Annotated in this window: 16 protein-coding genes; 7 read left to right on the top strand and 9 right to left on the bottom strand. The window is 60.7% G+C overall.

The window, feature by feature from the left end:
- Positions 1-28 precede the first annotated feature (28 nt).
- The 4 genes from nadE to E5K00_RS10920 all read right to left on the bottom strand — a co-directional run bounded on the left by nadE (position 29) and on the right by E5K00_RS10920 (position 4442).
- Positions 29-1960, bottom strand: a complete 1932-nt coding sequence (gene nadE / locus E5K00_RS10905) for an NAD(+) synthase (protein ID WP_135463250.1) — start codon at positions 1958-1960, stop codon at positions 29-31.
- A 160-nt stretch (positions 1961-2120) separates the two neighbouring features.
- Positions 2121-2870 (bottom strand): ribonuclease III, encoded by a 750-nt coding sequence (rnc, locus tag E5K00_RS10910; protein WP_135463251.1) that lies wholly within the window; start codon positions 2868-2870, stop codon positions 2121-2123.
- A complete protein-coding gene (gene fabF / locus E5K00_RS10915; protein ID WP_135463252.1) occupies positions 2870-4117 on the bottom strand; it encodes a beta-ketoacyl-ACP synthase II in 1248 nt (415 codons plus the stop codon). Before fabF ends, rnc begins: the two co-directional genes overlap by 1 nt.
- Positions 4118-4205: 88 nt before the next feature.
- The gene (locus E5K00_RS10920; RefSeq protein ID WP_100334675.1) at positions 4206-4442 is read right to left on the bottom strand and encodes an acyl carrier protein; all 237 of its coding nucleotides are present in this window, start codon (positions 4440-4442) and stop codon (positions 4206-4208) included.
- A gap of 163 nt (positions 4443-4605) precedes the next feature.
- On the opposite strand from E5K00_RS10920, the gene E5K00_RS10925 reads away from it, so the two are divergent.
- Entirely contained in the window at positions 4606-5034 is a 429-nt protein-coding gene (locus tag E5K00_RS10925; protein ID WP_135463253.1) for an IPExxxVDY family protein, read from the top strand.
- 161 nt (positions 5035-5195) lie between these two features.
- Positions 5196-6635, top strand: coding sequence for a pyruvate kinase (gene pyk / locus E5K00_RS10930; protein ID WP_135463254.1), 1440 nt, complete (start codon positions 5196-5198; stop codon positions 6633-6635).
- 80 nt (positions 6636-6715) lie between these two features.
- Here pyk and E5K00_RS10935 read toward each other — a convergent pair whose 3' ends face one another.
- Both E5K00_RS10935 and rpsT read right to left on the bottom strand, forming a co-directional pair.
- Positions 6716-8212: a T9SS type A sorting domain-containing protein gene (locus E5K00_RS10935; protein WP_135463255.1), complete on the bottom strand. Its 1497-nt coding sequence runs from the start codon at positions 8210-8212 to the stop codon at positions 6716-6718.
- A gap of 137 nt (positions 8213-8349) precedes the next feature.
- Positions 8350-8607, bottom strand: coding sequence for a 30S ribosomal protein S20 (gene rpsT / locus E5K00_RS10940; RefSeq protein ID WP_135463256.1), 258 nt, complete (start codon positions 8605-8607; stop codon positions 8350-8352).
- A 216-nt stretch (positions 8608-8823) separates the two neighbouring features.
- Here rpsT and E5K00_RS10945 point away from each other — a divergent pair, with 216 nt between their 5' ends.
- Together E5K00_RS10945 and E5K00_RS10950 are read left to right on the top strand one after the other, a co-directional pair.
- Positions 8824-9996, top strand: a complete 1173-nt coding sequence (locus tag E5K00_RS10945) for an MFS transporter (protein WP_135463257.1) — start codon at positions 8824-8826, stop codon at positions 9994-9996.
- Between the two features lie 248 nt (positions 9997-10244).
- On the top strand, positions 10245-11228 hold the full coding sequence (locus E5K00_RS10950) for a YheT family hydrolase (protein ID WP_135463258.1): 984 nt from the start codon (positions 10245-10247) through the stop codon (positions 11226-11228).
- A 277-nt stretch (positions 11229-11505) separates the two neighbouring features.
- Here E5K00_RS10950 and rsmG read toward each other — a convergent pair whose 3' ends face one another.
- The 3 genes from rsmG to E5K00_RS10965 all read right to left on the bottom strand — a co-directional run bounded on the left by rsmG (position 11506) and on the right by E5K00_RS10965 (position 14137).
- Complete coding sequence (rsmG, locus tag E5K00_RS10955) at positions 11506-12126, bottom strand: 16S rRNA (guanine(527)-N(7))-methyltransferase RsmG (RefSeq protein WP_135463259.1); 621 nt, start codon at positions 12124-12126, stop codon at positions 11506-11508.
- A gap of 266 nt (positions 12127-12392) precedes the next feature.
- Positions 12393-13016: an RNA polymerase sigma factor gene (locus tag E5K00_RS10960; protein ID WP_135463260.1), complete on the bottom strand. Its 624-nt coding sequence runs from the start codon at positions 13014-13016 to the stop codon at positions 12393-12395.
- The gene (locus tag E5K00_RS10965) at positions 13007-14137 is read right to left on the bottom strand and encodes a glycosyltransferase (protein WP_167856834.1); all 1131 of its coding nucleotides are present in this window, start codon (positions 14135-14137) and stop codon (positions 13007-13009) included. Before E5K00_RS10965 ends, E5K00_RS10960 begins: the two co-directional genes overlap by 10 nt.
- Positions 14138-14339: 202 nt before the next feature.
- Between E5K00_RS10965 and tgt the strand changes: the two genes are divergently transcribed.
- From tgt to E5K00_RS10980, 3 genes are all read left to right on the top strand, one after another.
- Positions 14340-15470, top strand: a complete 1131-nt coding sequence (tgt, locus tag E5K00_RS10970; RefSeq protein ID WP_135463262.1) for a tRNA guanosine(34) transglycosylase Tgt — start codon at positions 14340-14342, stop codon at positions 15468-15470.
- Between the two features lie 103 nt (positions 15471-15573).
- On the top strand, positions 15574-16650 hold the full coding sequence (locus E5K00_RS10975; protein ID WP_135463263.1) for an LptF/LptG family permease: 1077 nt from the start codon (positions 15574-15576) through the stop codon (positions 16648-16650).
- Positions 16651-16764: 114 nt separating this feature from the next.
- On the top strand, positions 16765-17697 hold the full coding sequence (locus tag E5K00_RS10980; RefSeq protein WP_135463264.1) for a DMT family transporter: 933 nt from the start codon (positions 16765-16767) through the stop codon (positions 17695-17697).
- The last annotated feature ends 2 nt before the right edge of the window (positions 17698-17699 follow it).

Raw genomic sequence — 17699 nt, forward strand, 5'->3', positions numbered from 1 at the left:
AAGCTTGCGCCCACTCGGCCCGCTTACGCTACAGGCTGTTGAGCTCGTGGGTGAAGCCGCCGCTCAGAATCGGGAAGCGCAGCCACGAGCGGGGGTCCACGTTGTAGTCGTCGAGGTGGAACGCCGGGGCAAACCGCTCCCGCTTCCACTGGTTGCGCGACCAGAGCGAGTAGAAGCGCTTCACGTAGGTTTTGAGCTGCTCGGGGTCGGTGCCCGTTTCTTCCTGCACTAGGGTCGCATACACCTGCTGCGGGCTGAGGCGGTTGTAAAACGCCAGCCGCTCGATGCGGTTGAGCAGCACGTAGGGCATCAAATCCCGCTCGTCGGTCTGCTTGTCTTCCAGGGGCCGCAGCTCGGCGGTAGGTTGCAGGGCATTCACGAAGCGCAGGCCGGGGTAATTCAGCTCGGCTTCGGCCCAGCGCAGCCACTTCTTCACGAAGTCCTTATCGACGCCCCCGATGGGCGAAATGCTGCCGGCCGTGTCGCCGTCCATCGTGCAGTAGCCCACGGAGGCCTCCGAGCGGTTGGAGGTCGTGATGAGCAGGGCGTTCTGCACGTTGGCCAGCAGCCAGATGGCCGGAGCCCGCACCCGCGCCTGAATGTTCTGCAGGGCCAAATCGTCGGTTTGCCAGCTCAGCTCCCGGCCCAGGGCGTGCTCAATCTTGCCCACGTAGCCGGTTACTTCCTCATCGATGCCCCAGTTGTAGAACACGGCCCCGATGGACTCGGCCAGCTCTTTGGCCGAGGTATAGGTGTCGTCCGACGAATTGACGGTGCCCTGGTAGGCGCAGGTGAGCAGGTGGCCGGTTATGGCGCGCTGCTGCCGCTGCTGCTCGGCGTCGGGCTGGGTTTGGGAAGCCTCCTGCGGGCCGGTCGGCTGCTCAGACCAACTCTGAACCGGACCGGCAATGCGGGCAATATCATCAGCCGTGAAGCAGCCGGAGCAGCGCATAAACTCGGCCGTACCGATTTCCTGGGTGCCCAGCCGCACCATTTCGGCCACGGCCACGGCGCACATGCAGGAGTCGGCGCCGCCGCTGAGGCTGAGCACGAAGCCCCGGGTGCGGGCCTTGCGCATGTAGTCAAACAAAGCCAGGCTCAGGGCCTGATTCAGCTCCCGGTACTCGTCGGGCGTGGGCAGCGGGGTGATGCTTTCGGCGCGGGCCAGCGGGGTGCTAAAATCCACGTCCACGCACTCCATATCGACTTCCTTGAAGCTCAGCAGCTGGTTGCGGTGCAGCAAATGCCCGTTGCGGGCCACCAGGATTTCCCCGTCGTACACGATGCGCCCGGCCTCGTTGCCGAGCAGGTTGGCGTAAAGGTAGGTGCAGTCGAAATTGCGCGAGGCATTCAGCACCAGGTTGTAGCGCACGTCGGTTTTGCTCATGGCAAAGTGCGAGGCCGACGGATTTACAATCAGATCCACGCGGCCTTTCAGCCGGGCGGCGGGCCGCTCATCGTCGGGCCGCCACGCATCCTCACAGATTTCGAAGCCAAACCGCACGCCCTGGTGCTCAAACACCAGGTCGCCGATGGGCCACTGCTGCCCTTCCCAGGTTACGGTACTCGTTTCGCCGGCCCGCCACGAGTTGAAAAAGCGGGGCTCGTAGTGCACCCCGTCGTTGGCCAGAAACTGCTTGGCCGCAAACCCCAGAATTTCCCCGTCGCGCAGCACGGCGGCCGTGTTGTAGGTGCGGCCGTCCAGGCGCACCGGCAAGCCCACGCACACCACGATACCCTGGGTCCAGGGCCGGATCTGCTGCAAGTACTCCAGCGCCTCCGCCGACAGCCAGTCACTCAGAAACACGTCCTCGCAGCCGTAACCGGTCAGGCACAGCTCCGGCAGGCACAGTAGCTCTACCCCGGCGGCCTTGGCCTGGTCCAGGGCATCTTTAATGGTGCGCAGGTTGTGTTGCCAGTCAAATGGTATCTGGTTGAGGGCGGCGCCGGCTAGTCTCATCGTATGCGAAAATTGATTCTGGTTAACAACTGTATTTGCGGGCCGGGGGTTGCCCGCCTCTGCGCCTTCTGCGAAACCACTGCGTCCTCTGCGGGCTAAGTCGTTGTTACGATTTTAGCCCGCAGAGGACGCAGAAGAAACGCAGAAGACGCCGTGCACCTTACACCCCCAACACCGTTAAAGCCCGCTCGGCCGCCAGCTGCTCGGCCTGCTTTTTCGATAGGCCCATGCCCGTAGCCACCGGCTCGTCGTCCAGCATCACCGTGGCCGAAAACTCCATCACGCCGCCCGCGCGGGGCTGCCCGGTCAAATCGTAGCGGATGGTTTTACCCTGGCGCTGGGCCCATTCGATGAGCTTGCTCTTGAAATTGGCCGTAGTTTCAATCAACGATTTCACGTCGATAAACGGCTTGATCAGGCGGGCCAGCACGAATTTGCGGGCCGCCTTGTACCCCTGGTCGAGGTAAATAGCGCCCACCAGGGCTTCCAGGGCGTTGCCGTTTACGGAGCGCGACCGGGCGGCCCGGCCCTGGGCGGGGTCGAGCTGCACGAGCTTGTCCAGCCCGATTTTCAGGGCCAGCCCGTTCAGACTTTCCCGGTTTACGATGCGCGACCGGAGCTCGGTGAGGAAGCCTTCCTGCTCGTAGGGAAACTTGCGGAACAGGTACTCGGCCACCACCGCGCCCAGCACCGCGTCGCCGAGGAACTCCAGCCGCTCGTTGCTTTGGTGCCGGGCCGTTTCGCCCTGCTGCCGCACCACCGAGGAGTGGGTAAAGGCCAAATGGTAAAGCCGCACGTTGTCAGGCGTGCGGCCGATTACCGTAGCAATGGCTTGGCGAAAAGCCCGGTCCTGCCCCAGCAGCCGCCGGAAAAATCCGAAGAGCGGGAGTGGCTGACCTGGTCGCAGCATTAGTCGCGCAGCTTGCGGAACACCACCGACGTGTTGTGGCCGCCAAACCCGAAGGTGTTGCTCATGGCCACCGTCACGTCCCGCTTCTGGGCCTCGTTGAACGTGAAGTTCAGGCGGGCGTCCAGCTCGGGGTCGTCGGTGAAGTGGTTGATGGTTGGGGGCACGATGCCGTGCTGGATAGCCAGAATGCTGGCCAGCGCCTCAATCCCGCCCGCGCCGCCCAGCAAATGGCCGGTCATGCTTTTGGTCGAGCTGATGTTGAGGTTGTAGGCGTGCTCCCCGAACACTTTCTGAATAGCCTTGATTTCGGCCCCGTCGCCCAGCGGCGTGCTCGTGCCGTGAGTGTTGATGTAGTCCACCTCTTCTGGCGCGATGCCAGCATCCCGCAAAGCGTTCTGCATCACCAGCACCACGCCTTCGCCCGTGGGGTCGGGAGCGGTAATGTGGTAAGCATCCGACGACAAGCCGCCGCCGATGATTTCGGCGTAGATCTTGGCGCCGCGGGCCTTGGCGTGCTCGTATTCCTCGACCACCAAAGCGCCGCTGCCTTCGCCCAGCACGAACCCATCCCGGTCCTTGTCGTAGGGCCGCGAGCCGGTCAGCGGGTCATCGTTCCGCTCGCTCATGGCGCGCAGAGCGTTGAAGCCACCCACGCCCGCCTCGGTGATGGCCGCTTCCGAGCCGCCGGTCACGGCCACGTCGGCCATCCCCAGGCGGATGTAATTGTAAGCCGCCACGATGGCGTCGGACGCGGAGGCGCAGGCCGAAGTCGTCACGAAGTTGGGGCCCCGGAAGCCGTTCTTAATCGAGATGTTCCCCGACGAGCTGTCGGCAATCATCTTCGGAATGAAGAACGGGTTATAGCGCGGGGTACCGTCGCCCTTGGCGAAGTTGAAGCACTCCTCCTGGAAGGTTTTCAGGCCCCCAATGCCCGAGCCCCAGATAACCCCGACGCGGTCCTTGTTGACGCCTTCCAGGTTGGCATCCTTGATGGCTTCGTCGCTGGCAATGACGGCAAACTGCGTAAACAGGTCCATTTTCCGGCCTTCCCTGGGCGGGAAGTAGGCATCAGGATTGTAGTCTTTGACCTCGCAGGCAAAGCGCGTTTTGAACTTGCTGGCGTCGAAGCGGGTGATGGCGGCCGCACCGCTTACACCGCGCGACAGCCCGTCCCAAAATTCGGCGACGTTCTTGCCAAGCGGGGTAATGGCACCAAGGCCGGTCACAACAACTCTCCGAAGAGACATAGGCGAAAGTGGAGACTGAATAAAAAGCAAAACGGCCGGCGGCGAGCCGGCCGGTAAGCACTAAAACGGGGTAGAAAGAAGCAAAGCCTTATTTGGCGTGCTCTTCCAGGTAGCTCACGGCCTGACCAACGGTGGCAATGTTTTCTGCCTGGTCGTCGGGAATCGACACGTTGAACTCCTTTTCGAACTCCATGATCAGCTCGACGGTGTCCAGGGAATCAGCACCCAGGTCGTTCGTGAAGCTAGCCTCGGGGGTAACTTCAGACGCTTCAACACCAAGCTTATCAATGATAATGGCTTTTACTTTTTCTGCAATTTCAGACATTTCCGTGGGGGTTTAGAGAAAACTCGGCACAAATAACACTAACTTCCCTAACATTTTCAAACCGGCAGCCTGTAATCTTGGCAGTGTAAGATTATGGGGAAGGTGGTTTCTTTGGGCCCGTTGCGTGCGTAATTTTGTCCTTCCTTGTTTTTGGTAGTGCCTTATGAAAACGCTCACACTGGACGTAGACTACGATTGTGACTTCGACTTGTTCGGCATTGTGTCGTCGAGCCGGGAGCACAAGCTGGCCTGGACGCTCAACAGTTCGCTGCGCCTGCGCCTGGTAAAGCAGCAGGATTTGATCTACGATTTATTTTCCCAGGGGCGTTTGGTCATCAGCAATTACCTGCACGCCACCGAAAACAGCACCCTGCGCCTGCTGCGCAACCGCTCCGTGGACCCCTCCCCGCTCAAGAAACCCTTCCTGGCCCCCGACATCAAGGAGTACGACTACCTGATTCAGGTCAGCAACGGGGCCGGGCCGCTGGCCCCGGAGGAGCTGCTGGAGCAGCTGACCCGCCTGCCGGAGGTGCAGTACGCCTGCCAATTCGACCCGAATACGTTAAAATTCAAAGAAAATCTGCTCTTTTGAGCTCGCACAATTAGTGGCGGCTGGTTGAGCCGCACCGCAGGACCTTATTCCGCAGCCCTGGTTCCCGTCAGAATAGCCTTCTGTCCGGGTTTTCAGCTGGGTGGGATGAGGTCCTTCGCTTGCCCGCAACCGCCGCCGCTGTTTAACCCCGAACCATACGCATGGAACCAACTCCGCATTTTAATAAAGTCAAAATCGTGGCCACCGTGGGCCCCGCTTCCAACACCTACGACAAGCTGGGCATGCTCATCCGCGAAGGTGTGGACGTGTTTCGCCTCAACTTCTCCCACGGTTCCCACGAAGACCACCTGTCCGTTATCAACACGGTGCGCCGCCTCAACAAGGACATGCGCACCAACGTGGGTTTGCTGCAGGACTTGCAGGGCCCCAAAATCCGGCTGGGTGAAGTGGAAGGCGGCGCGGTGGAAATTAAGGCCGGCGACAAAATCAAGCTGGTGTGCGGCGAAAAGGAAATCACGACGGCTACGCGCCTGAGCACGATTTACCTGGGCCTGGCCCGCGACGTGAAGCCCGGCGACATGATTTTGATTGACGACGGCAAAATCGAGCTGCGCGTGCTGGCCACCGACCGCGACAAAGAGGTGGACGTGGAAGTAATCTACGGCGGTACCGTGAAGCCCCGAAAAGGCATTAACCTGCCGGATTCCGAGGTTTCGGCCCCGTCGATGACGGAGAAGGACATCGAGGACCTGAAGTTCGGCCTGGACAACGATGTGGACTGGATTGCGCTGTCGTTTGCCCGCCGCGCCGAGGACATTCGCTTTATCAAGAGCCTGATTGCCGAGAGCGGCAAAACGGCCCGCGTGATTGCCAAAATCGAGACGCCGGAAGGCCTGAAAAACCTCGACGAAATCATTGCCCTGACCGACGCCGTGATGGTCGCCCGCGGCGACCTGGGTGTGGAAGTGAAGATGGAAGAGGTGCCGATGGCCCAGAAGCTCATCGTGGAGAAGTGCAACAAAGCCGGCAAGCCGGTAATTGTCGCCACCCAGATGATGGAAAGCATGATTTCGGCCCCCCGCCCGACCCGGGCCGAAACCAGCGACGTGGCCAACGCCGTTATCGACGGCGCTGACGCCGTGATGCTGTCGGCCGAAACGGCCGTGGGTGCTTACCCGGCCGAGGTTATCCGCTCGATGGTAGCCACGATTCTGAGCGTGGAAACCCGCATGCCGAGCCTGTTTAACCGCTGGCACCCCATCACGCCCGAGTCGCCCTCGTTCATGGTCGACAGCGTGCTGTCGGCGGCCTGCCACCTGGCCAAAAACACCGGGGCCAAGGCCATTACCGGCATGACCCACCGCGGCTACACCGCTTTCCAGATTGCCAAGTACCGGCCCAAAGCCAACATTTTCATTTTCACCGACAACCGCTCCCTGCTCACCACGCTGAGCCTGATCTGGGGCGTGCGCGGCTTCTACTACGACCGGATGCTGAGCACCGACGGCACGGTGTCGGACATCAAGTACGTGCTGACCACGACCGGCAACCTGAACAAGGGTGACGTGTTCATCAATACTGCTTCGATGCCCATCAACGAGAAAGGCAAAACCAACATGGTGAAGGTCAGCGTGGCGTAGCTCCCGCTTTCTACTATTATCAGAAAAGCCCGTCTGAGCTATCAGACGGGCTTTTCTGTGCTTATAATATCCTTGCGACTCTAGTGTTGCAGCCGGATGTGGCGGGGCGCTTCGCCCGCCGCCTGGACCTCTACCACGTAGGAGCCACCGGCCAGATTCCGCAGGTTCAGCACGGTGCTGGTCTGGCCGGCCGCCAGCGGCTGCGTGCTGACCGCACGGCCCAGGCCGTCCAGTATCCGCACCGTAGCAACCGTCCGGCTGGCCTCGGGCAGCACGAGCACCACCGACTCCGCCGCCGGATTGGGGTACAGCTGCAGCGGAGCAACCTGCGCGGCCTGACTATTGGGCAGCAGCGTGCTGAACTCGTTGCGGCTACCGCAGGTCTGGGGGGCGCCATTTACCGTTCGGCGGGCATAGCTCAAGGAGTATTCGCCCTGGCCCGTTACTCCGGTTCCCAAAGACACTGTCTGTTCCCAGGCCAAGGCGTCGAGTCCGGAGTTGTAGTCCGCAGTGGCCCCGGACCGATACAGGCGGCGCTGGCTGAGCAAGGGCGTGCCGCAGGCAGACGCTGCCTGGCCCGTCACAACCGGGCTTCCCATTACCACTACGTTGGTTGCCCCGGCATAAGCCGGCCGGTAGGCATAGCTCAACAACTCCGCATCGGCAGGCACCAGTACCCCAGCGCCCTTAGCGGCCCATTGCCCGGTGCGTAGGGAGGCCGCCATACGCAGCATGGCTACCGGGGTCATCGTCGGAGCACCACCCGAGCAGCCCGGGGCGCTGCTGTAGCTCATGCGGCGCTGTTCCCGCATCGTGTACACGATACTATCGGCCGTTACCTGCCGGCTCATTACCTGGCGTAGTACCCAGCCCGTATAGCAGGGGAAAGGACCGAAAGAAAAGGCCTCCTGCTTGTAGCCCAGCTCGTCGCCGGGCTGCAGGTCCAGCAGCGCCAACGGGTTGTAATAGCTCTGCCCCGCCGGGGCCGGGCGGCGGGCCAGCGTCAGGATTTTAGGGTTTGGAACACCAAACAGCAAGTTGGCGGGAGCCGATACGAGTCCGTGGTTTTTACTGAGCACGACGGTGGCCCCAGTGCTTAGCCGGAAGGTTGCCACTGAGTCCGTTACCCCGTCGACGAGGCCGGCACCCTTGGCTAACAGCGTGGTCTGGACGCCATAATCGGTAAAGGCGCTCGACCAGTTGGCTCCGACCTTGGCAAAGGGCTTCAACACGAGCAGTCGGTCGAGAGAAAAGCCGTTGACAGAAGGCTCCGACCATTGCAGCACATACGTGCGCTCGGCTGGGTTGTAGCGCAGCACCTTGCCAAACTGGTTGTTCACCGACTTGCGCCACTGGTAGTTATTGCCGGCACGGCGCATTGTGCGGTTGAAATAATACACCGAATCCGCCCCCTGCAGCGCGGCCGAGTCCAGCCGCATGGTCAGGACCGAGTCGGGCGAAGCGCCGCGAAAGGCGTGTACGTCGCCGTTGGGCCGGAAGGGTCGCCAGTTCTGCGCCGGCGTGGTGTGCCAGCCTAAGGCTGCGCATAAGGTAAGCAGAGAGTAGATTTTTTTCATCGGTAATAGGTACGAGGTATATGATGGAGGAAATATACAATAACACCTTCGGATAACAATAGCACGTGAGCACACAGAAAAGGCCCTGCACTCGCGCGCAGGGCCTTCTTATGTAAGAGCAGAAAAGTCAGTGGTGCTTAGGCAGCCAGCGACTTCACGAACTTAGCCAGCTTCGATTTGTTGTTGGCGGCTTTGTTCTTGTGAATGATGTTCTTCTTGGCCAGACGATCCAGCATCGACGACACTTTCTTCAGCAGCTCTTGTGCTTCCGAAGCATCGGTGGTGGCGCGCAGCTTCTTAACAGCGGTGCGGGTCGATTTAGCCTGATAACGGTTCAACACGCGCTTCGCTTCGTTGGAACGGATACGCTTGAGGGCCGACTTATGATTTGCCATGGGTATGGTAAAATTGACGTTCTGCTCGAATTGGGTTCAATTGGGTTGGCAAAGGTAAGCCTTTGGTTTGAAATAACAAATACCTGCTTTCAATTTGCGTCCTGCCGGGCCGTTACCGCCGCCGCTAGCGGCCGTACTACCGCTTTTCGCGGCAGCCCCTCCGCCCCAAGTTCCGCGAAAATACGCTACTTGTACCACTTCCTGGCCCGGCTGTTCATGAAATACCTTACCCGCACTATCTGGCTGCTGTCCTTGGTCAGCTTGTTCACGGATCTGGCCAGTGAGATGCTGTACCCCATCATGCCGCTGTATCTGCAGAGCATCGGCTTTTCGGTGGCCCTCATCGGCTTGCTGGAGGGCGTGGCCGAAGCTACGGCGGGCCTGAGCAAAGGCTACTTCGGCCAGTGGTCTGACCGGCTGGGGCGGCGCCTGCCTTTCGTGCAGTGGGGCTATGGGCTGAGCGCCCTGTCGAAGCCGATGCTGGCCGTGCTGGCCGCCCCGTGGTGGGTGTTCCTGGCCCGCACCACCGACCGGCTGGGCAAGGGCCTGCGCACCGGAGCCCGCGACGCGCTGCTTTCCGAGGAAGCCAGCGCCGGCCGGCACGGCGCCGTGTTCGGGTTTCACCGCGCCCTCGATACGCTGGGGGCCGTGCTGGGGCCGGCCGTAGCTTTGCTCTGGCTCGCGCGGCGGCCGGGCCAGTATCCGACACTTTTCTTGCTGGCTTTCATTCCGGGCTTGCTGGCTATTCTGGCTACTTTCCTGGTGCGGGAAAAGCTGGCTCCCCCGTCCGGCAAACCCATCATTCCTTTCTGGGCCTCGTTTTCCTACTGGCGCCGGGCCCCGGCGGCTTACCGCCAGCTGGCGGGAGCCCTGCTCCTGTTTGCCCTGTTCAACAGCTCCGATACCCTGCTGCTGCTCCTGGCCCGGCAGCAAGGCCTGTCCGACACGGCCGTTATTGGGGTGTACATCTTCTACAACCTCGTGTATGCCGCCGCCGCCTTTCCCGCCGGGCTGCTATCCGACCGAATCGGGCCCCGGCGCGTGCTGGTCGTGGGCCTGCTGCTTTTCGCGGCCGTGTATGCCGGGGCGACCCAGGCGCATGCCTGGCCGCTGTTTGCCGCTTTGTTCGGGGTCTACGGCCTCTACGCCGCGGCTACCGAAGGCGTCAGCAAGGCCTGGCTCAGTCAGCTGTGCGCGCCCACCGACAAGGGAGCTGCCCTGGGCACCTTCGCGGGGCTGGGCAGCCTGGCGGCGCTGGTGGCCAGCCTCGGCACCGGGCTCCTGTGGCAGACGCTGGGCCCCCACGTGGCTTTCGGGCTTTCGGCGGCCGTAGCGGCAGCCGTGGCCCTGTTTCTGGCCACCACGTCCTTCGCTGCTTCCAACGAATAGCCCTACCTCGGGGCCTGAGGTGGAACTGACGGACGCGGCCGGCCGCTCAGGAGCAATACTCGGCTACCCGGCTCTGGTCAGGTAAGTCGTGGGGCTTGCGTGCAACTTTCGGTTTTGCCTGATGGTTTTTACCTTACATACCAAGCGGACTTTCTGCCAGATTGGTATGCATGCCTACCATTATTCTCCTTATCTTTCTGTAGCAGGCCGCGCCTTTTTTCGTGTTTCGCCGCTTACCGTTGTTCGCCATGCCTCTCGTTTCGCACTCCCGCTATCAGCCGCCGTTTTATATGTTCAACGGGCACATTCAAACTATTGTGCCCAGCCTGTGGCGCTCGGTGCCTGACGTGGCCTACCAGCGCGAGCGGGTGGAAACGCCCGACGGCGACTTTCTGGACCTTGATTGGTCGCGCCAGACGGACAAGGCTTCCGATACGCTGGGTATCGTGTCGCACGGGCTGGAGGGCGACGCGGGCCGGCCCTACGTGCGCGGCATGGTGCGGGCCCTGAAGCGGGCCGGCCTCGACGCCCTGGCCTGGAATTACCGCAGCTGCAGCGGCGAGATGAACCGCCTGGTGCGCTCCTACCACCTCGGCGACACCGACGACCTGGACTTCGTGGTGCGCCACGCCCTGGCCACTGGCCGCTACCGGCGCGTGTTCCTGACCGGCTTCAGCGCCGGGGGCAACGTGACGCTGAAATACCTGGGCGAAAACCCGGCGCGCCTGCCCAAGGAAGTGGCCCGCGCCGCCGTATTCTCGGTGCCGACGGATTTGAAATCCAGCTCCTACCAGATTTCCAAGCCCGAAAACCGCATCTACCTGGCGCGCTTTCTGAAGTCGCTCAGGGCCAAGATGCGGCAGAAAGCCGAGCTGCTGCCCGGCCAGATCGACATTACCGACCTGGAGCTGCTGCTCAACTTCCCGCAGTTCGACGACCGGTTCACGGCGCCCATGCACGGCTTCAAATCGGCCGATGACTACTACGAGCAGTCCAGCTCGGGGAAGTACCTGGCCAACATTACGATTCCGACATTGCTGGTTAATGCGGAGAATGACCCGTTTCTGGCTCCCTCCTGCTTTCCGCGCGGCATTGCCGCCGCCTCGGAGTTTGTCTTCCTGGAAACGCCGCCCGAAGGCGGCCACGTGGGCTTCGCCGAAGGCACTCCCGACGGCGAATACTACTCCGAGCGCCGCGCCGTCGAGTTTCTAACGGCGAAAGTACCTGGTTAATGTGCTCAGGTGCTCATGCGGAAATGTGCTAAGCATGTGGCGAGGCGAGGCGTAGCTGGAGCCATCTATTCGCTGAAACGTGCTGAGTATCCTGAAGTGAAAAGCCCTTTCCAGAACGTTCTGGAAAGGGCTTTCTGGTAAAAGGTCAGGTCGTACTGCGCAGCGGACGAATTGACGCCGCTTGAGGCGCGGAATGGCTTACGCTTCGCAAGGATACATTCCCCATATTCCCCACATTGAGAATTAGCACATCAGCACATTCAACCACATTTGCACATTATCCAGCCGTGGGGACGAATACGACTTTTTTGGTTTCGAAGAACTCTTCCGTGAAATAGTCGCTGAGGTTGAAGACGTGCGCCACCAGGCCCGACTCGTCGATTTCCTCGGTCAGGTCGCCGCCTTTGAGGTAGTAGAGGCCGGTAGTGGCGTCGCCCTGGGGCTTGTAGCGGTGGGCAATCCAGGGGTGGAAAGTGGCCAGGCGGGCCACGGCGCGGCTGACTACGTAGTCGAACTTACTGCGCACCTGCTCGGCGCGGGTTTGCTCGGCGGTGAGGTTGTGCAGGCCCAGGGCGTGGGCCATTTCCTGCACCGCCCGGATTTTCTTGCCGATGCTGTCGACGAGGTGAAATTTCACTTCGGGAAACAGAATGGCCAGCGGCAGACCGGGCAGGCCACCGCCCGTGCCCACGTCCAGCACCGAGGAACCGGCCGGAAACTGCACCACTTTGGCAATGCCCAGGGAGTGCAGAAAGTGGCGCTCGGCCAGGTTGTCCACGTCGGTGCGGGCCACGAGGTTGAGGCGCTCATTCCAGCTGCGAAACTCGGTTTCGAGCTGGGCGAAGTGCCGCTTTTGTTGGTCGGTGAGGTCGGGGAAGTAGTGGGCCAGAATATCCATTGGGGCAAAGATAGTAATGCGCGGGGGTAGCGGGTAAAATTACCCCTGTCATCCTGAGCTTGCGAAGGACCTTGCTCTCCTACCCCAGAAAAGGTTTTACCAGGGTGGTAAAGCCCTGCATTACCATAGCGGGAAAGGGCTTTTCACGTTGAATCAAGCCTGTCACTGAGGCGAGGAAGGTCCTTCATTCCGCTGCGCTGCACTCAGGATGACAGGCGGGAAATAAAAAAGCCCCGCCGTACGTACGGCGGGGCTTTTGCTCATCCTTAGATGATGTGCTTCTTGTTTTTCACCATGTCATAGAGCAGCTCCCGGGCGCGGTGCAGCTGGGCTTTCACGGTGCCGAGCGGGGCTTTCAGCTCGGTGGCAATTTCCTCGTAGCTCAGCTCATCGAAGTAGCGCAGCGTGACCAGGCGCTGGTACTTATCGGGCAGCCGCGACACGACGTGCTGCATGATTTCGATCTTCTGGTTTTTGATGGCCGTCTCCTGCGGGTTCAGGTTCTGGTCGCGGAAGTCGATGGTGATTTCGTCGCCGTTGTCAATCTTGATGGCCGAGTCAATCGACATCGTCTTGATTTTATTCTTGCGAATAAAGTCGATGCAGTTGTTGGTGGCAATGCGGAACAGCCAGGTACTGAAGGCGTATTCCGGGTTGAATTTGTGCAGGTTACGGAAGGCCTTGGCAAACGCCTCAATGGTCAGGTCCTCGGCGTCGTCGGGGTTGCGCACCATTTTGAGCACCACGTGGTAGACCGGCTTCTTGTAAATCTGCATCAGCTCGGCGTAGGCTTTTTCGTCGGACTGCTCGACGGCAGCGCGAATCAGCTTGAAGTCGTGCTTGGCTTTGGCAGAAAACTGCTTTTGAATTTCCTGATTGTTTACTTCCATCGGAGGTTACGGTAGAGGAACAGTGAAATTCCCAGAGCTAGATAGTAAAAAAAATAAACAGCGTCGAGCACGGGCAACAACACCGTGGGCAGCCGGTCATCGAGGCGTTGGCCGAGCTTGGTATAGGCAGCACAAATCACCGAAGTACGAACACCCCACAAGACGGTCAAAGGTACCCAATCGGGGCGGGAAAACAGCAGTACCAACGTCGTGAAATAAAAAAGCAGATTAGTGCCAATAAAGTTTCCGATTCGGATTCTATCGGCCAGACGGTAGCGCCGGCCGGCCGACAAGTGCCGACGTTTCTGGCGCCACCAGGCCGACCAGGTTTCCGCCGGCAGGCTCAGGGTATGCGCCGCGGGCTCGGCTTCCACCGTCACGCGCTGCCCGTGGCGCACGGCATCCTGCACCAGTAGGTCGTCGTCGCCGCCGAGGCTGCGGATGTGGGAAGCAAAGCCTTTGGTTGCACGGAAGCATTGCTGCGTATAAGCCAGATTCCGGCCCACGCCCATGTAGGGCTTGCCCCGCCACGCGAAGGACAAATACTGTGCTCCGGTGAGCAGGGTTTCAAATCGGATGAGTTTATTTAAGAATCCGGGCGCCGCGGCGTAGGCCGAATAGCCCAGAATGACGTCGGCCGGCCGGCTGAAGCCGCGCTGCATCAGCCGAACCCACTGATTAGTAGCCGGAATACAATCGGCATCGGTAAAGAGCAGGTGCGCGTGGCGGGCCACTTTTATTCCCAGGGTCAGCGCGTATTTTTTGGGCGACAGGCCTTCGGGCGTCTTATCAACGGACACGAGGCGCACGTTGGGGTAGTACTGGGTGAGCTGCTGCACGTACAGGTAGGTGTCGTCGCCCGAGCGGTCATCGATGAGAATAATCTCGAAACCGGCGGGATAATCCTGCTGCAACAGCAAGGGCAAGAGGCGACGCAGGTTTTCCAGCTCGTTGTGGGCGCACACCAGGATGGAAACCGGCTCGGCATCGACTGCGTCGCCCGCGGGCGGGGCCGTTTCGGGGCGCAGCGCGAAGGGCAGAAAGTAGTAGGCCGCGTAGCCCAGCTGCACCAGCACCGAGGCCAGCAGCAGCCAGATGGCGGGAGAAAAAGAAACGGACAACGCGCAGGAATTGGGTAAGTGGGCAAAAGTAGGTATTCAACACGAGGGAACCGTGGTAAGGGTTTACCTTTGCAGCTCCTTCCGTTTTTCACGCAGTGTTTCGCAGTGGTAAACCGCAGGGTCTCGCAGTGGTCCGTTGAACGACACTGCGAGACCCTACGCCTTCCACCGGCGAGCCACTGCGTGAAACTGACCTGCCAGCATGACCTTCGATTTAGTAGCCCACGATCCGCAATCCAAAGCCCGCGCCGGGGTGGTGCACACGGCCCACGGCGCCATCCAGACGCCTATTTTCATGCCCGTGGGCACGGCCGGCACCGTGAAAGCCGTGCAGCAGCGCGACCTGAACGACGACATCAAGGCCCAGATTATTCTCGGCAACACCTACCACTTGTATTTGCGCCCGGGCCTCGACGTGCTGCGCGCGGCCGGCGGCCTGCACAAGTTCAACGGCTGGGACCGGCCCATTCTCACCGACTCGGGCGGCTACCAGGTGTATTCGCTCAGCGGCACGCGCAAAATCAAGGAGGAAGGCGTCAAGTTCCGCTCCCACATCGACGGCTCGCAGCACTTGTTTTCGCCCGAGGGCGTGATGGACATTCAGCGCACCATCGGGGCCGACATTATGATGGCCTTCGACGAGTGCACGCCCTGGCCCTGCGAGTACGACTACGCCGCCCGCTCCCTGGACATGACCCACCGCTGGCTGAAGCGCTGCATCGAGCGGTTCGACAGTACCGAGGGCCACTACGGCTACGAGCAGACGCTGTTCCCGATTGTGCAGGGCTCCACGTTCAAGGATCTGCGGGTGAAATCGGCCGAGTTTATTGCCGAGCAGGGCCGGGAGGGCAACGCCATCGGCGGCCTGAGCGTGGGCGAACCGGCCGAGCAGATGTACGAAATGACCGAGCTGGTCTGCGACATTCTGCCCCAGGACAAGCCCCGCTACCTGATGGGCGTGGGCACCCCGGCCAACATCCTGGAAAACATAGCGCTGGGCGTGGATATGTTCGACTGCGTGATGCCGACCCGCAACGCCCGCAACGGCATGCTGTTTACCACCCAGGGCATCATGAACATCACCAACAAGAAGTGGCAGCTGGACTTCGAGCCCATCGACCGGGAATTAGGCGGCTACGTGAGTACGTTTTACTCCCGCTCCTACGTTCGGCACTTGTTCCAGAGCCAGGAAATGCTGGGCCCCCAGATTGCCTCGATTCACAACCTGTCGTTCTACCTCTGGCTGGTGCAGCAGGCCCGGGAGCAAATCGTGGCCGGCACCTTCCGCGAGTGGAAAGACAAGATGGTGAAGCAGGTGATGACGCGGCTGTAATTTCTTAGTTGTTAGTTGTTGGTTGTCAGTTGTTAGTTCGTGCTGATGTCTGCTCCTAACAACTGACAACTAACAACTGACAACTAACAACTAACCTTCCCCCGTGAAGCTCCTCGATAAATACATTCTGCTGAAATTCCTCACCGCGTTTTTCTTCGTGGTGGTGGTGCTCGTGACGGTTATCTGCGTGATTGACTTCACGGAGAAAAACGACGACTTCATTCAGCACAACCTGTCGGCGGGCAAGATTATTTCGGAGTATTACCTGAACCTGTTTCCCTACTACGCCAACCTGCTCTCCCCGATTACGGTGTTTATTGCCGTGGTGTTTGTGACGGCCCGGCTGGCGGCCCGCACCGAAATTGTGGCTATTCTGGCCAGCGGGGTGAGCTTCCCAAGGCTGCTGGTACCCTACTGGATGGGGGCCTTCGTTATTGGCGTCATCACCTTCGGCCTCATTGGCTGGGGCATTCCGATGGCCAACAAAACGCGGGTGGCTTTCGAGAAAAAGTACATCAAAAACCCCTACCGCTACGACGCGCGCAACATCCATATCAAGATCGGGCCCAAGGCCTACGTGTATATGGAAAGCTACGACAACGTGAACAACGTGGGCTACCGCTTCGCGCTGGAAACCATCGACGGCACCACCCTGAAGCGCCGCATGACGGCCGACGCCATTACCTGGGACTCGACGCGCCGGGCCTGGAAGCTGACGCCGCAGCTGGTGCGCACCTTCAACGGGCAGCAGGAAAAGCTGCTCACCCTGCCCGCCCGCGACACCACGCTGAACCTTTACCCCAAGGATTTTGCCAGCACCTGGCGCCTGTCCGAAACCCTGACCCTGCCCGAGCTCAACGCCTACATCCAGCAGAAAATTGACCGGGGCGCCGACGACACGCAGGTGTACCTGAGCGAGAAATACGAGCGGTTTGCCTATCCCTACGCCATCTTTATTCTGACCACCATCGGCGTAATCCTGAGCGCGCGCAAGTCCCGGGCCGGGGTGGGCGGGCAGATTGCGCTGGGCTTCGTGCTGGCCTTCGTCTTCCTGATTTTCGTGATTCTGAGCCGTAACCTGGCCCAGGTCGGCGACATGCCGCCCATGCTGGCCGCCTGGGTGCCCAGCATCATCTTCACCGTCATCGGGGCCGCGCTCTATCGTTTCGTCCCACAATAGCGGTGACTGAGTGAGATGGTGAAATGGTGAGTTTGATGTTCAATCTGCGCGAAGCCACGCCAGCAGAACAACAACTCACCATTTCACCATTTCACCATCTCACCATTTCACCCTATGCTCAAAGACTACCTGCGTCTGCACTTTATTGTCCTGCTGTGGGGCTTCACGGCCATCCTGGGCAAGCTGATTTCGGTGCCGCCGGTGGAGCTGGTATTCTGGCGCACGCTGCTGGCCTCGGCCGGACTGGGCTTGCTGCTCGTGTTGCGCAAGCAGAACTGGCGCCTGCCCCTGGGCCAGGCTCTGCGGCTGCTGGCCGTGGGCGCGCTGGTGGCGGTGCACTGGATTACCTTTTTCCTGGCCGCCCGCCTCTCGTCGGTGAGCGTGTGCCTGGCGGGCCTGGCCACGCTGGCTCTGTGGACGTCGTTGCTGGAGCCCCTGCTGCTGTGGCGGCGCGTGCGGGCCTACGAAGTGGGCCTGGGCTTGCTCACGATGGTGGGCCTGTACCTGGTGTCGCAGGCCGAGTTTGACCAGCTGCTGGGCTTGAGCGTGGCCATTGTGTCGGCGGGGCTGTCGGCGCTGTTCAGCGTGCTGAACGTGAAGCTCGTCAAGCACCATTCGCCCTTGAAGCTGACCTTCTACGAAATGGCCGGGGCCTGCCTGAGCGTGGCGCTTTTCTTCCCGGTGTACGCGCGTTACTACACCAACGGCGCGGGCCTGCAGCTGGCCCTCAAGCCCCTCGACTGGCTCTGGCTGCTGCTGCTGGCCGGCGTGTGCACGGTGTACGCCTTTTCCGCGTCGGTGGAGCTGATGAAGCGGCTTTCCGCCTTCGTCATCAACCTGACCGTGAACCTGGAGCCCGTGTACGGCATCATCTTGGCCGTGCTGATCTTCGGGGCCCAGGAAAAGATGTCGACCGGCTTCTACCTGGGCACCCTGGTTATTCTCTTCAGCGTGCTGATTCACCCCGTGCTCGACCAGTGGAACCAGCGCCGGGCCCGCCGCCAGCCCGAGCCCGAGCCGGAAGAAGTGGTGGCAACGAACCCGTAACC

The sequence above is a fragment of the Hymenobacter aquaticus genome (assembly GCF_004765605.1).
GTDB lineage: Bacteria > Bacteroidota > Bacteroidia > Cytophagales > Hymenobacteraceae > Hymenobacter > Hymenobacter aquaticus.

Bases quoted from the DNA above. Each gene is read 5' to 3' on its own strand.
- nadE (WP_135463250.1), bottom strand. From the start codon at position 1,960: ATGAGACTAGCCGGCGCCGCCCTCAACCAGATACCATTTGACTGGCAA.
- rnc (WP_135463251.1), bottom strand. From the start codon at position 2,870: ATGCTGCGACCAGGTCAGCCACTCCCGCTCTTCGGATTTTTCCGGCGG.
- fabF (WP_135463252.1), bottom strand. From the start codon at position 4,117: ATGTCTCTTCGGAGAGTTGTTGTGACCGGCCTTGGTGCCATTACCCCG.
- E5K00_RS10920 (WP_100334675.1), bottom strand. From the start codon at position 4,442: ATGTCTGAAATTGCAGAAAAAGTAAAAGCCATTATCATTGATAAGCTT.
- E5K00_RS10925 (WP_135463253.1), top strand. From the start codon at position 4,606: ATGAAAACGCTCACACTGGACGTAGACTACGATTGTGACTTCGACTTG.
- pyk (WP_135463254.1), top strand. From the start codon at position 5,196: ATGGAACCAACTCCGCATTTTAATAAAGTCAAAATCGTGGCCACCGTG.
- E5K00_RS10935 (WP_135463255.1), bottom strand. From the start codon at position 8,212: ATGAAAAAAATCTACTCTCTGCTTACCTTATGCGCAGCCTTAGGCTGG.
- rpsT (WP_135463256.1), bottom strand. From the start codon at position 8,607: ATGGCAAATCATAAGTCGGCCCTCAAGCGTATCCGTTCCAACGAAGCG.
- E5K00_RS10945 (WP_135463257.1), top strand. From the start codon at position 8,824: ATGAAATACCTTACCCGCACTATCTGGCTGCTGTCCTTGGTCAGCTTG.
- E5K00_RS10950 (WP_135463258.1), top strand. From the start codon at position 10,245: ATGCCTCTCGTTTCGCACTCCCGCTATCAGCCGCCGTTTTATATGTTC.
- rsmG (WP_135463259.1), bottom strand. From the start codon at position 12,126: ATGGATATTCTGGCCCACTACTTCCCCGACCTCACCGACCAACAAAAG.
- E5K00_RS10960 (WP_135463260.1), bottom strand. From the start codon at position 13,016: ATGGAAGTAAACAATCAGGAAATTCAAAAGCAGTTTTCTGCCAAAGCC.
- tgt (WP_135463262.1), top strand. From the start codon at position 14,340: ATGACCTTCGATTTAGTAGCCCACGATCCGCAATCCAAAGCCCGCGCC.
- E5K00_RS10980 (WP_135463264.1), top strand. From the start codon at position 16,765: ATGCTCAAAGACTACCTGCGTCTGCACTTTATTGTCCTGCTGTGGGGC.